A 13,944-nucleotide genomic window follows, 5' to 3' on the forward strand; every position below is an offset into this window, starting at 1 on the left:
GGGATTTTGGGGAATTTTGCAAAGGTCTCAAAAGGAGAAGAAATATTACAAACAGCTGTTCCGTTAATTGAGCAAATTGATGAGTTATTTTTCGGAAAGTTGGATAACAACGAAGAACAATTTAAGCATTTTCTTGTTAGATTAAACAAAGAATAAGAATATTATTTATGGAGTTGTCAATTTTGATAGCTCCATACTACATTTGAAACTCAAAAATAGAGCATAGCTATAGAACAGAAATTTATTCAAGAGAATTATTTACACCAAAATATAGAAGTCCTCTGTTTTATTTTCAAAAAGTAAAACAGAGAACATAAATGGTTGGCTCTTGAAAGCAATGTGTAAAAATTTTACGTTAATATTGTAAAATATAATGATATAATTACTCTGTTATCGGGGTTATTTTTACGTATTTTTAAGGAAGTTATCAATATTTGATTGCAACAAGTTGAAATAATTAGAGTTTTATTTTTTCATTCTTTCTTTATATAGAAACAACCGTTCTAATTATTGAGCAAATAAAAAGGCCGTCTGAAAAATAGACTTCAGACGGCCTTTAATATTATCTAAATAAGATCCTACATTTGTACCGAGCCGTTGACGGTCAGGCTGATTTCTTCCGAACCCGGAGAAGCCGGTACGCCATCTTCTATTCCTGCAGCCACTTCTGCGGCGGGGATTGCACGCAGCATTTTGGCGTGTGCAAAGTCTCCTCCGACTGGGCGGTTGCCGATATGGCCCAGGTTGAGTTTGACGATTTTGTAGCTGGAGAAGCCGAGTGTTTGGGCGAGGTTTTGGGCGCGGTCTTTGAAGCGCAGGATGACAGCCTTGCTCAGTTGGTCGACGGTTTCTTCGTGTTTTTCTTTGGATACGGAAAATGAGGAGTTTTCCAAAACGGCGATATTGATGCTGTCGGCAATCAGGCGGTTGAGTGCTTCAAAGTCTTTGCTTTCTACTTTGAAGTATGCGTGTTCTTCCCAGCCGGTTTGGGTGCGTTTGCCGTTGGTGTATTGATAGCGCGGGGATGCGTTGCGCTCCATCAGCTCGGCTTTAAGTTTGTTGTTTTGGGAGATTTTGTTGAACTGGTTGATTTTTTTCATGAAGGCTTGGTTGACGGCTTGACGGTCTTTGCCTTCTGCGTTGACGCTGAAATGCGCGGTCATGGTATCCCGCGGTACTTCCATGTTGGCAGATTCGGAAAATTCAACGATGTTGTAGTTGAGGCTTTCTGCTGCAACGGGCAGGGAGGCGGCTAGCAGTAGGGCGGTAAGGGCTGGGCGGAGCATTTTGGTTTTCCTTGTAATGCGGATTTTAAAAAAGTAATTTAGCATAAAATATGGAAACGTTGGCTTTGGGAAGCGTAAGGATTTGTATGGACTGAGGCTGTCTGAAAAGAAGTTACTTTGTATCCATCAGGCCGACTTCATGGGGATTGAGGCGGGCGTTTTCTTCTTGGCCTAAGCCGACCAATTTCCGCAAGCGGGTCATGTAGGCGTTGACATCTAGGCCTCGTCCGTAGCGTTGCGCTTCCCAGATGGTTTCTGCCAAGGCTTCCATCATATCGTGTTCGGCTTTGACCCAGTCGCCGTTGTAACGGGCGCAAAGTTGTTGGTGGATGGCACGGATGCCCGGGGGCTGGTCGATGGCGCTTTGCTCTTGCAGGGAAAGGTGTAGCGACATGTGCAGGAATGGGTTGCTTTCGCCGTCTTCGGGCAGCCATTCTTTATCTAAATATTGTTCGATGTCTTCGAGATAGTGTCCGTATTCGGGATGTGCTTCGATAATGCGCAAAGCTTTTTGTTGCAGGCCGTCCAATTGGAGCGGTGCGAGCCTGTGTTGCCAGACGTGGGCAAAAAATCGGCGGACATCGTGGGTGTTTACGTCATACATGATGGGTATAATTTGATTTTGGGATATGTGATTATATAGCGATTGCGATAAAAAAGGCCGTCTGAAAAGTGTGTTTTCAGACGGCCTTTTTTGACAGGGTTTAGCGGCGGTCGATGATTCGGTAATACACTTCGCCGTCTTGGACGTAGCCCAATTCGACGCGGGCAATTTCGGCGATGGCCTCTTGTCCGTGTGCCAAGTCTTCAACTTCCGCATTGAGGAAATTGTTGCGTAAAGTGAGCGTTTGGTTTTTTTCTTCCTGACGGACGAGCTGCTCCTGCAATTCTTCCGTATGCCCGACGCTGCCTTTGCCAAACCAAAGGCTGTACTGACAGCACAACAGTGCGAAGGTTAAAACAAAAGTCACCCACTTCATACAATCAATATCCTATATTTTGCTTATTTGCCCAGTTGGTAGAATGCGGCTTTGCCGGGGTAGTAGGCGGCTTCGGCCAATTCTTCTTCAATGCGCAGCAATTGGTTGTATTTCGCCATGCGGTCGGAGCGGGACAGGGAGCCGGTTTTGATTTGCATACAGTTGGTGGCAACTGCCAAGTCGGCAATGGTGCTGTCTTCGGTTTCGCCGGAACGGTGGCTCATTACGCTGGCGTAGCGGTTGCGTTTGGCCAAGTCGACGGCTTGCAGGGTTTCGCTCAATGTACCGATTTGGTTGACTTTGACCAGCAATGCATTTGCCACACCTTTTTCGATGCCTTCGGCCAAGATTTTTGGATTGGTTACGAACAAGTCGTCACCGACCAATTGAACTTTTTTGCCCAATTTTTCGGTCAGCAGTTTCCAGCCTTCCCAGTCGTTTTCGTCCATGCCGTCTTCGATGGAAATGATTGGGAACTCGTTAACCAGGCCTTCCAGGTATTCGGCAAATTCTGCGCTGGTGTAGGAGCGGCCTTCGGCTTCCAGGTGGTATTGGCCGTCTTTGTAGAATTCGCTGGATGCGCAGTCCAGGGCGAACAATACGTCTTCGCCTGCTTTGTAACCAGCGGCTTCGGTGGCTTCCACCATCAATTGCAGGGCTTCTTTGTGGCTGTTCAGGTTGGGTGCAAAACCGCCTTCGTCGCCGACGGTAGTTGGGAAGCCTTTGCTATCGCACAGTTTTTTCAGCGCGTGGAAAATTTCGGCACCGCAACGCAGGGCTTCGCGGAAAGATTTCGCGCCGACAGGCATGATCATGAATTCTTGGATGTTCAGGCTGTTGTTGGCATGTTCGCCGCCGTTGATAACGTTCATCATTGGAACAGGCAGAGCCATTGGGCCTGCGCCACCCAAGTAACGATACAGTGGCAGGCCTGCATCTTCAGCAGCTGCGCGTGCTACGGCCATAGAAACGGCCAAAGTAGCGTTGGCACCCAAGTTGCCTTTGTTTTCAGTACCGTCCAATTCGATCATGATTTGGTCGATATAAGATTGTTCGTTGGCATCGATACCGATGAGGGCTTGCGCGATTTGGTTGTTGACGTGGTCAACGGCTTTCAATACGCCTTTGCCCAAGTAACGGGATTTGTCACCGTCACGCAGTTCCAAAGCTTCTTTTTGGCCGGTTGATGCGCCACTAGGTACGGCTGCGCGTCCCATGACGCCGGATTCCAACAATACGTCACACTCTACAGTAGGGTTGCCGCGAGAGTCTAAGATTTCGCGTGCAAAAATATCAACGATTGCGCTCATGAATATCTCCAAATAGGATGGTAAAAGAAAAGTAGCTTTGTTACGCTTCAGACGGCCTTGAGGATGATTGCCGAAGTCTGATGAATGCAGACATTATACCGTCTTTGCCGGGCATGGCATCGGAGTCGGTATGAAACCGACTGTAAGTTTGTTTCACGTCAATATCGCTCAAACAAACATAAGCCGTATAGTGTAACATTTTTTACCCTTTTTAGGGTGAAAAGCTGATTAAATAAGGCATAAGGCCGTCTGAAAAACGGATTAGCCTTCACCCAAAATCATTGAGCCTACGCCGTCATCGGTCAGCACTTCCAAGAGCAGGGCGTTGGGAACGCGGCCGTCTATGATATGCGTAGCTTTGACGCCGCTTTTGGCGGCTTCGACGGCAGAGGCAATTTTAGGCAGCATACCACCGTACAGCGTGCCGTCTTCAATCAGTTCGTCAATGCGGCTTGGCGTCAGGGTGGTCAATAATTTGCCTTCTTTATCCAGTACGCCGGGGATATTGGTCATCATCAACAATTTTTCGGCTTGAAGTTTTTCCGCTAGTTTGCCGGCAACCAAGTCGGCATTAATGTTGAACGCTTCGCCGTTTTGGCCTACGCCGATGGGTGCGATGACCGGAATGCAGCCGCGCTCGACCAAGCCTTCCACCAAACGGGTATCGATGTCGGCCACTGTGCCGACTTGGCCGATGTCCACGCCTTTTTGTTCGGGCGTGTCGATCAGGAGTTTTTCCGCTTTGATGAAGTGGTTGTCACGGCCGGTAATGCCGACGGCGCGACCGCCGAAGGTGGTAATCATGGAAACGATTTCTTTATTGACGTGCCCGCCCAAAACCATTTCTACAATGTCCATGGTTTCGCTGTCGGTGACGCGCATGCCTTGAACAAACTCTCCTTTTTTGCCGACTTTTTCCAACATTTCATTGATTTGCGGGCCGCCGCCGTGAACGATGACGGGATGCAGGCCGATCAGTTTGAGCAGGACGACATCGCGTGCGAAGCCCTCTTTTAAGGCCGACTCGGTCATGGCATTGCCGCCGTATTTGATGACGATGATGGAGCCGGAAAAACGGCGGATATAAGGTAAAGATTCGGCAAGGACGCGCGCTTTGATGGCAGGGGAGACAGATTGTTGCTGAGTCATGGTTTCAACCTTGTTTCATAATTTCGGCCTTTATCTTAATCCCAAAGGCCGTCTGAAACAATATTTCCAAGCGCTTGAAATCCTGTTAAATCAGTTAAATGGTTGAAACCAGCCTCATGCAAACGGTAAAATGACGGTTTGCTTCGGCCTCTTCGCCGATTACTAAGGATACCCATGATGAAAATCAGCACCCAATTCGATGCCGGTTCGGTCGTTGTCAAAGACTTGAGCAACCCTGCCGATATCCGTCTCGCCCTGCGTCCCGACAATGCTTCGGAGTTTGCCCAATGGTTTTACTTCCGTTTGCAGGGTGCGGCCTATCAAAACTGCGTGATGCATTTTGAAAATGCGGCGGACGCTGCGTATCCTTTGGGCTGGGAGGACTATCAGGCTTGCGCCTCTTACGACCGCCAAAATTGGTTTCGCGTGCCGACCAGCTATGAAAACGGCGTGTTGACCATCAACCATACGCCTTTGTCCAACAGCGTTTACTACGCCTATTTCGAGCCTTATTCCAACGAGCAGCATTTGAATCTTTTGGGCGATGCGCAGGGCAGCGGCTTGTGCCGTATCGACGACTTGGGCAGTACCGTTCAAGGCCGTGATATTAATCTTTTGACCATCGGCAACCAAGTCGAAAGCGACATGAAAGTCTGGATTATCGCTCGTCAACATCCGGGCGAAACCATGGCGGAATGGTTTGTCGAAGGTTTGCTGGGTCGTCTGCTTGATCCGCAAGATCCGACCGCGCGCATGCTGCTTGACCGTGCGACTTTCTATATTGTGCCGAATATGAATCCGGACGGTTCGGTTTTGGGTAATCTGCGCACCAATGCCGCCGGCGCCAACCTCAACCGCGAATGGGAAAATCCGACTTTGGAGCGAAGCCCCGAAGTCTTTACCGTCCGCGAAAAAATGATGGAAACCAGCGTGGATTTGTTCTTGGATATTCACGGCGATGAAGGCCTGCCGTTTGTCTTTGTGGCCGGTACCGAAGGCGTGCCGAACTACAACGAGCGCATCGAAGCCTTGGAAGAACAATTCAAACTCGCGCTGCTCAATGCCAGCCCCGATTTCCAAGACGATTACGGCTATGACAAAGATGCGCCGGGTCAGGCAAACATGACTTTGGCGACCAACTGGGTCGGCAATCATTTCAACTGCCTTGCCTATACTTTGGAAATGCCGTTTAAAGACAATGCCAACCTGCCGGACGATGATTTCGGCTGGAACGGCCAACGCTCGCTGCGCTTGGGTGAGGCCATGTTGTCTGCTATTTTGAATGTGGTTGGCGATTTGCGTTAAACCGTCCGACACTGCATACAGGCCGTCTGAAAGTTCAGGCTTTCAGACGGCCTTTGAGATAAGGAACACACATTATGATGATACATCCCCAGTTTGATCCGGTGCTGATCAGCATCGGCCCGCTTGCCATCCGTTGGTATGCCTTGAGCTATATTGTCGGCTTTATCCTGTTTACGATTTTGGGCCGCCGCCGTATCGCGCAGGGCAATTCTGTGTTTACCAAAGAAACACTCGACGATTTCCTGACTTGGGGTATCTTGGGCGTAATCTTGGGCGGCCGTATCGGCTACGTTTTGTTTTATAAATTTTCCGACTATCTTGCCAACCCGTTGGATATTTTCAAAGTTTGGGAAGGCGGTATGTCGTTTCACGGCGGCTTCTTGGGCGTGGTCGTTGCCATGTGGCTGTTTGGCCGCAAGCACAACATCAGCATTTTAAAATTGATGGATACCGTTGCACCGCTCGTACCGCTGGGCTTGGCTTCCGGCCGTATCGGCAACTTTATCAACGGCGAACTTTGGGGACGAGTTACCGAACTCAATGCTTTCTGGGCGATGGGTTTCCCGCAAGCGCGTTACGAAGATGCGGAAGCTGCGGCGCACAATCCTTTGTGGGCTGAATGGCTGCAACAATACGGCATGCTGCCGCGCCATCCGTCTCAGCTTTACCAGTTTGCCCTTGAAGGCATTTGCCTGTTTGTCATTGTTTGGATTTTCTCGAAAAAACCGCGTCCGGCCGGACAAACGGCCGCATTGTTCTTGGGCGGTTATGGATTGTTCCGCTTTATCGCTGAATTTGCCCGTCAGCCTGACGACTATCTCGGCCTATTGACTTTGGGCTTGTCCATGGGTCAATGGTTGAGCGTGCCGATGATTGTATTGGGTGTGATTGGTTTTGTTTGGTTTGGCCGTAAAAACAGTGTTGACAAAGCGTAAATAAAACAAGAATAAAGGCCGTCTGAAAAGGTTTTCAGACGGCCTTTTTATGGCTTCAAGCAAACGGATTTCGGGTTTAACCGAAAAAGCCCATTTTAACTTGAATGAGTTTTTCCAACTCCGGCAGGACGCGGCGGCGTGAGACGAAGAAGATAATGTGGTCGCCGTCTTGGAGGATGGTTTCGGTGTGGTGTCCCATGATGACCTCGCCGGTTGCGCCGCGGACGATGGCGGCGATGTAGCAGTCGCTCGGCCATTTGATGCCGCTGATGCGGCGGCCGACGATGGCGGAAGTGTTTTTGTCGCCGTGTACCACCACTTCGATGGCTTCGGCCGTGCCGCGGCGCAGGGGGTGGACGGCAACGATGTCGCCGCGGCGGATGTGGGCGAGGATGGAGCCGATGGTAATCAGGTGAGGGGAAACGACGATATCGATTTTGTTGCCTTCGAGCAAATCGACGTAGCTTGAGCGGTTGACGATGGTAATCACGCGTTTGGCACCAAGGTTTTTTGCCAACAGGCTGGACATGATGTTGTTTTCGTCATCATTGGTCAGTGCGCAGAAGACGTCGATTTCGTCGATGTATTCTTCGTCCAGCAGGGTTTCGTCGGTGGCGGAACCTTGCAGGACGAGGGTGTTGTCCAGATTTTCGGCCAGCCATTCGGCACGGTGGGGTTTGTATTCGATGATTTTGATGTCGTATTTGGATTCGAGCTGCTTGGCGAGGCGGTAGCCGATGTTGCCGCCGCCGGCAATCATGATGCGGCGGGTACGCGCTTCTTTCGGACGCAATTCACGCATGATGGCTTCAACGCTGTTGATGTCGGCAGCAAACAGGACTTCATCGCCTTCAATGATGACGGTTTGCGGCGTTGGGACGATCAGGCGGTTGTTGCGGTAGATGGCGCAGATTTGGCAGTCCGCACCTTCGAGCAGGTGCTGGTTGATGTCGGCAATTTCACGGCCGATCAGCAAACCGCCTTTGCGTGCTTGAACAATCACCATGCGGACTTGGTCGTTGGCGAAACTGAGTACCTGCAATGAGCTGGTGTAGTTGAGCAGGCCGACGAGTTGTTCGGTAACTAGCTGTTCGGGGCTGATGGTTTCGGTAATGCCGAAGATGTTGAGGCTGCCTTCTTCGGGGTTATCGCTGCCGTCAACCGGATATTCGAGGTATTCGCTTGAGCGCACGCGTGCGATGCGGCTGGGGATGTTGAATAGGTCGGCGGCGATTTTGGAGGCGACAATGTTGGTTTCGTCGCTGCGGGTCAGGGCAAGCAGAAGGTCGGAGTCCGCCGCGCCTGCCTGTTCGAGGGTAAAGGGCGATGCGCCGTTGCCGACGATGGTTTGGACATCGAGGCGGCTGCTGATGCGGTTGAGCGCTTTTTCGTCGATGTCGATGATGGTAACGTCGTTGCTGGGAACAGAGGCGAGGTTTTGGGCGACGGTCGAGCCGACTTGGCCGCTGCCGAGGATGAGTATTTTCACGGTAATTGAGTGTGTTCGGTAAAAATGAAATTGTAACAAAAGGCCGTCTGAAATTGGAGTTTTCAGACGGCCTGATTTTTCAATCGGCTAAAGGATTACCAATAGCCCAAGGCTTTCCACCACAAGATGCCGACAGTGCTGAAAATCAGAATTTCGACCACGCTCATGATGAAGCCGGCTTTCCACCATTCGGTCATGTTGACGTAGTTCGAGCCGTAAATGACAGGTGCAGAACCGGTAGCGTAGTGGGTCAGCGACATCATGATGCCGGTAGCGGCTGCCATAATCAGGGCAAACAGCATCGGTGGTGCGCCCAAGGCCAAGCCTGCGCCGTAGAATGCGCCGAACATGGCGGTAACGTGTGCCGTACCGCTGGCGAAAACGTAGTGGGCGTAGAGGTAGGCCAGCATCAACATGGCACAACCGGCTTCCCAACCCAAACCCATGTGGGCGATACCGCTTTGCATGGAGTCGGACAACCAACTGATGAGGCCCAGTTTGTTGAGGAAGTTTGCCATCATAACCAAGGCCGCAAACCAAACGATGGTATCCCACGCGCTTTTTTCTTTCAGCGCATCTTCCCAAGTCAGTACGCCGGTTAAAAGACACAGGCTCAAGCCGAGGAAGGTGGTGGCGGTAGCATCAACTTTCACACCGAACAGCATCTCGGGAATACCAGCCCACAACAGCAGCAGAACCAAGAAAATACCCAGCATGATTTTTTCTTCACGCTTCATCGGCCCCATGGCAGCCAAATGCTCTTTTGCCAATGCAGTGGCGTTAGGGGTTTGTTTGATTTCGGGCGGATACAGGAAGTACAGCACCAGCGGCATCAGTAGCATAGCAAGCAGGCCGGGTACGATCATTGCCAAGAACCAAGTACCCCAAGAGAGTTGGATTTGCGAATTGGTGGCTTTGGCAACCAATTCGACTACCAGCGGATTGGGTGCGGTGGCAGTGATAAAAATCAGACAGGTAATTACGTTGGAGTGGAAGTTGACCAGTGAAAGGTATTTACCGATTTTACCTTCCGTACCTTTTTCAGGGTCAGAGTCGAAGCTCAGGGCAATGGATTTCATAATCGGATGTACGATGGCACCGCCGCGCGCGGTGTTGCTCGGCGTTACCGGACCGATGACCAAGTCCGCCAAAGCCAAGCTGTAACCTACGCCCAGCGTGCGTTTGCCGAAGAGGGAAATCAAGAGGTAGCCGATACGCATACCCAAGCCGGTTTTCAACAGGCCGCGCGAGATGATGATGGCGATACCGATCATCCAGATGAGTGAGTTGTTGAGGCTGCTCAAAGCGTCTTTGGTTGCGTCGGCGGCTTTTTCATTGGTTACGCCGGTCAGTGCAACCAAGGTAATGCCCAAAATCGCCATGGCGCCGATAGGCATGGCTTTGCCGATGATGCCGGCAATGATGCCAACAAACAATGCCAAAAGATGCCATGCGTCAGGCGATACGCCTTGAGGAACGGGGATAACGAACCAGATAAGCAGCGTCAGCACAAGTGCGACCGCAGCAGGAATTGGCTTGAAGCCCATGTCGAATCTCCTAATTTGAGGATTAAAGTATTGGGAAATCTGTTTTCAGACGGCCTGAGTGTTGCTGAAGCCTGTCTGAACGTATTTTGGTAGGTTCGGAAGGTATTTTTCTTATTGGGTTTCTCTTCAATCTTAAAAGAAGAGAAAGGGAGTTAGGTATCGTTTTTCAGACGGCCTTTACAGTAACAGGCCGTCTGAAAACAATGCCGTTTTACTCCTGTTCTTGTGGCAGGCCGTACTCTTCAGGGAAGGTGCGCAGCGAGCTTTGCAACACGGTAACCGCGCCGTCAATCAAACCGCAACGGCCGCTTCGTGGCAGCAGTTGGCACAGGCTTTGCAAGGCACGCAGGTCGTCTGAAGTGCCGATGCCGGTGTCCACACGGTTGAGCAGGCGGGAAAGCTGGAATGTGCCGCCTTTGCAAGGCGGGCATTGACCGCATGAGTTGGAAGCAAAAAATTCCACATATTCGGCTACTTTGCGCACCACGCTGGTGCCTTCGGAAATCACAATCATCGCGCCGGTACCGAGGCTGGATTTGCGTTCGCGTACGGAAACGAAGTCCAAAGGCACATCCAAATCTTTTACGGTCAAAAGCGTGTTTGACGGGCCGCCGGTAAATACGGCTTTAAACGTACGGCCTTCGAGCATACCGCCGCCGTGATCGTAAATCAGCGATTGAAGGGTCGTACCCATCGGCAGTTCGTACAGGCCCGGATTCAATACGTCGCCGGAGAGCGAGTAGAGTTTCGTGCCTGCGGCATCGCCAAAACCCAAAGATTTGTACCATTCCGCACCTTTGGCAAGGATTTGCGGAATATTGGCGAAGGTTTCGGTATTGTTGATAAGGGTCGGCTCACCGTTGACACCGCTTTCGGCTGGGAAAGGCGGCTTGCGGCGGGGGAAGGGGAAACCGCCTTCCAGCCATGAAATCACGGCAGTTTCTTCGCCGCCGATATAACGGCCTGAAGTTTCAACCAGTTGCAAGTCCAAAGGTTTACCCAAGTAGTTTTCGATGCGGATAAACAAATCGCTGTTTTTCCATTGCTCGATGGCCGGTGTGATGGAAGCGATGGATTCGGTTTGATGAGGGTTGACGTACAGAATCGCTTTGTTGGCACGGCAGGCAACGGCGGCAATTAGGACGCCTTCGATGACTTGGTGCGGGGTATTTGCCAATAGTACGCGGTCTTTAAATGTACCCGGTTCGTCTTCGTTGGCATTGCAGACAACGTATTTATCGCCATTTTTGCTTTGGGCGGCAACGGCGGCCTCCCATTTGCGCCAAGTCGGGAAACCTGCACCGCCCATACCGCAAAGATTGGCATCTTGCAGTTTGGAAACAATGCTTTGAGGATCGGCAAGCGCAGCCAGCAAGCCTTCGCCGCCACCGACTTTGCGCCAGGCGGCTAAATCTGCGCCGACTTGGCGGGAAGGATGCAGTAAGTTTTGATTGGCTTGGTTCATGATTGTTGCTCCTGCAAACCGGCGTGTTCGCGCAAATCGAATTTGCCGTAGTCGGGATATAAAACGGGGGCTTTGATGTCGCTGGTCAGACCGGCGCGGGTCATTTCGCGTTGCAGGTCATGGACGTGTCCGACACCGCCGCGTACTTTTTTCAGCGGCAGGCCGCAACCTGCGGCGGCTTTACCGGCACGGCGGCCGAAGCTGATGATGTCCAAAAGCGCATTGCCCATCAGGCGGTTGCGGCCGTGAATACCGCCGGTTACTTCGCCGGCGCAATAGAGGCCTTCAACGCAGGTTGCGCCGTCGCCGTTGATTTCGATACCGCCGTTTTGATAGTGCAGGGTCGGATGAATCATGACCGGCTCAACGGCAGGGTCGATGCCGCATTTGTGGGCAACGTGGCCGAGTGTTACCAAACGGTTTAATACGTCAGGATCGTTGGCAATCAGGCGCGGGGTGTCGAGGAATACGCCGACTTGTCCGTCGCGTACCACGCCGCGGCCTTCGCGGCATTCACGCAGAATCGCAGCGGCAACAACGTCGCGCGGTTGTAATTCGTCAACGAAACGTTCGCCCAAACCGTTGACCAGTTTGGTGCCTGCGGAGCGCACGGCTTCGGAAATCAGCGCGCCTGCCAAGTGTGGAGGGTGGGCAACGCCGGTCGGGTGGTATTGGAAAGAATCGACATCGCGCAGTTTGGCGCCGATACGGTAGGCCATCACCAGGCCGTCTGCAGTCGCGCCATAGTGGTTGGAAGTGGCAAAACCTTGCAAGTGCAGGCGTCCGCTGCCGCCGGTTGCCAAGACCACGGCTTTGGCGTGAACCAATACCAAGGAGCGTTTTTCCAAATCGTACAAAATCGCGCCGACGCAGCGGCCGTGTTCGTCTGATAATAATTCGATGGCGGGGTGGCGGTTGAGCTGAGTGATGTTTTCGTCGAGTTCGACCGCTTCGCGCAGTACGCGCATCATTTCGAGGCCGGTAAAGTCGCGGTAGCTCAAAATACGCGGTACGGTTGTACCGCCTGCACGTTTGCGGCTCAACATGCCGTTGCTGTCCGCGCCTTTTGCAAGGTCAAAAGTCATGCCCAAGCCAATCAGCCAGCGGATGGCGGACGGCGCGTCGGTAACCATTTGTGCCACCAATTCTTTTTTGCCTGCGTTGTGGCCGCCTTTGATAGTGTCGTCAAAGTGTTGCTGCAGGCTGTCTTCCGCGCCGACTGCCGCCTGAATGCCGCCTTCGGCCATCACGGTATTGCTGTCGCCGATACGTAGCTTGTTTGCCATGATGACGCGTGCGCCGGCTTCAGTCGCAGACAATGCCGCCGCCGCACCTGTACCGCCGCCGCCGATTACCAAGACGTCGGTGTTTAAGTGTTCTGCACCCGACAAATCATAGTCGTCAATCAGAGGCTGACTGATTAAGAGTTTGGCCAAATCAGGATGGCAGTAATCACCTTGGTTCGGGCCGATAGGTAGTTTCACACGTGCATTTGCCTGATAGTCAGGATGAAATTGGCTCAGCAATTCGTTTTTTTCAGGTAAATCGCCACGCAGTTCCAATGAGGATGCACGCAGATTGGCAAGGGCGGTTTCGTAGTCTATGCCTTGAATTTTGTTAGCCATCACAGTGCCTCCTCTTCAAATTCGACTTTCATTTTGCCGCTGTCGATTTCGCGCAGGCGGCGCATCAAATCCACCGGACGCAATGTACGCGCCGCTTTCATACGGCGGGCGAACAGGCCTAAGTGGTTCGGACGGATGTGTTCGGGGCAGGAGAGGGTGCAGAGGTTGCACATCACGCATTGGTCGAAGGTCAGCGCAGCCGCACCAAAATCGCCGGAAACTACTTGCGCTACGCCGTTTTCCACTTGCAAACCTTTAGGACAGGCTCGGTTACAGCCGCCGCAATGACGGCAATTTTGCGCTTCAGGGAAGGCCTTGGCGGTATCGTCCAACCAGTTCCAGCCGTCGCCAATCTCGCTCACGTCGTAATATTGGATATGCTCAGGAATAAAGTAGTCCAAGAAGCTGACCTGCATGCCTTCCTCGACTTTGGTCTCGCATGCCAGTGCAGTGGTTACTTCGCGCTCGCCTTCTTTACGAATCATGCAGCGGCAGGAACCGCATACGCCTTGACCCATGCAGCCGACGTTGGCAGTAATCGCATTGCCCGAACGTGCATAGGCTTGGATGATTGACGAATCGGCGGAAGCTTTGACTTCGTGGCCGTCTATGGTCAGGGTTAACAAATTTTCACTCATGGTTTGTTCCTGTGAAATTGGAAGTTGGAATAGTGGGTAATTTAATTAATTGTATTTTTATTACATCTATTGTGTACGTGGAAATATCCAAGTGATTTACTCAGAAATTCTTTTAAAATCAATATTTATCTTTATGAGTTGAAGTGTGTCAGAATTTAGTGATTTTGATGATAGGGGTAATCCAAGGTTTTATAGAAGGAGGATTACAAACAAAA

At 51.5% G+C, this 13,944-nt stretch carries 12 protein-coding genes; 2 read left to right on the plus strand and 10 right to left on the minus strand.

Features of this window, described 5'->3' with window-relative positions; genetic code table 11:
• Positions 1-578 precede the first annotated feature (578 nt).
• The 5 genes from HMPREF2675_RS06700 to argB form a co-directional block, all read right to left on the minus strand.
• Complete coding sequence (locus tag HMPREF2675_RS06700; RefSeq protein ID WP_070814495.1) at positions 579-1,286, minus strand: SIMPL domain-containing protein; 708 nt, start codon at positions 1,284-1,286, stop codon at positions 579-581.
• A gap of 112 nt (positions 1,287-1,398) precedes the next feature.
• Positions 1,399-1,890, minus strand: coding sequence for a DUF1841 family protein (locus HMPREF2675_RS06705; protein WP_070814496.1), 492 nt, complete (start codon positions 1,888-1,890; stop codon positions 1,399-1,401).
• A 100-nt stretch (positions 1,891-1,990) separates the two neighbouring features.
• Positions 1,991-2,266, minus strand: coding sequence for a cell division protein FtsB (gene ftsB, locus HMPREF2675_RS06710; protein ID WP_003679613.1), 276 nt, complete (start codon positions 2,264-2,266; stop codon positions 1,991-1,993).
• Positions 2,267-2,289: 23 nt separating this feature from the next.
• On the minus strand, positions 2,290-3,576 hold the full coding sequence (gene eno / locus HMPREF2675_RS06715) for a phosphopyruvate hydratase (protein ID WP_070814497.1): 1,287 nt from the start codon (positions 3,574-3,576) through the stop codon (positions 2,290-2,292).
• A 261-nt stretch (positions 3,577-3,837) separates the two neighbouring features.
• Positions 3,838-4,725, minus strand: coding sequence for an acetylglutamate kinase (gene argB, locus HMPREF2675_RS06720; protein WP_063068727.1), 888 nt, complete (start codon positions 4,723-4,725; stop codon positions 3,838-3,840).
• 174 nt (positions 4,726-4,899) lie between these two features.
• Between argB and HMPREF2675_RS06725 the strand changes: the two genes are divergently transcribed.
• Together HMPREF2675_RS06725 and lgt are read left to right on the plus strand one after the other, a co-directional pair.
• Positions 4,900-6,030: a M14 family metallopeptidase gene (locus HMPREF2675_RS06725; protein WP_070645820.1), complete on the plus strand. Its 1,131-nt coding sequence runs from the start codon at positions 4,900-4,902 to the stop codon at positions 6,028-6,030.
• Positions 6,031-6,104: 74 nt separating this feature from the next.
• Positions 6,105-6,965 (plus strand): prolipoprotein diacylglyceryl transferase, encoded by an 861-nt coding sequence (gene lgt / locus HMPREF2675_RS06730; protein ID WP_036491424.1) that lies wholly within the window; start codon positions 6,105-6,107, stop codon positions 6,963-6,965.
• Positions 6,966-7,041: 76 nt separating this feature from the next.
• Here the strand turns inward: lgt and trkA are convergent, their stop codons facing one another.
• The 5 genes from trkA to HMPREF2675_RS06755 all read right to left on the minus strand — a co-directional run bounded on the left by trkA (position 7,042) and on the right by HMPREF2675_RS06755 (position 13,729).
• Positions 7,042-8,454, minus strand: coding sequence for a Trk system potassium transporter TrkA (trkA, locus tag HMPREF2675_RS06735; protein WP_070645818.1), 1,413 nt, complete (start codon positions 8,452-8,454; stop codon positions 7,042-7,044).
• Between the two features lie 95 nt (positions 8,455-8,549).
• Positions 8,550-10,001 carry a DASS family sodium-coupled anion symporter gene (locus tag HMPREF2675_RS06740; RefSeq protein ID WP_070814498.1) on the minus strand — a complete coding sequence of 484 codons (1,452 nt, stop codon included), beginning with the start codon at positions 9,999-10,001 and terminating at the stop codon, positions 8,550-8,552.
• 211 nt (positions 10,002-10,212) lie between these two features.
• Positions 10,213-11,466 (minus strand): complex I 51 kDa subunit family protein, encoded by a 1,254-nt coding sequence (locus HMPREF2675_RS06745; RefSeq protein WP_070814499.1) that lies wholly within the window; start codon positions 11,464-11,466, stop codon positions 10,213-10,215.
• The gene (locus HMPREF2675_RS06750) at positions 11,463-13,091 is read right to left on the minus strand and encodes an FAD-binding protein (protein ID WP_070814500.1); all 1,629 of its coding nucleotides are present in this window, start codon (positions 13,089-13,091) and stop codon (positions 11,463-11,465) included. The genes HMPREF2675_RS06745 and HMPREF2675_RS06750 overlap by 4 nt, the downstream gene beginning before the upstream one ends.
• The gene (locus HMPREF2675_RS06755; protein ID WP_003746216.1) at positions 13,091-13,729 is read right to left on the minus strand and encodes a 2Fe-2S iron-sulfur cluster-binding protein; all 639 of its coding nucleotides are present in this window, start codon (positions 13,727-13,729) and stop codon (positions 13,091-13,093) included. The genes HMPREF2675_RS06750 and HMPREF2675_RS06755 overlap by 1 nt, the downstream gene beginning before the upstream one ends.
• Between the last annotated feature and the right edge of the window lie 215 nt (positions 13,730-13,944).

It is taken from the genome of Neisseria sp. HMSC061H08 (assembly GCF_001836795.1).
In the GTDB taxonomy this organism is placed as follows: domain Bacteria; phylum Pseudomonadota; class Gammaproteobacteria; order Burkholderiales; family Neisseriaceae; genus Neisseria; species Neisseria subflava_A.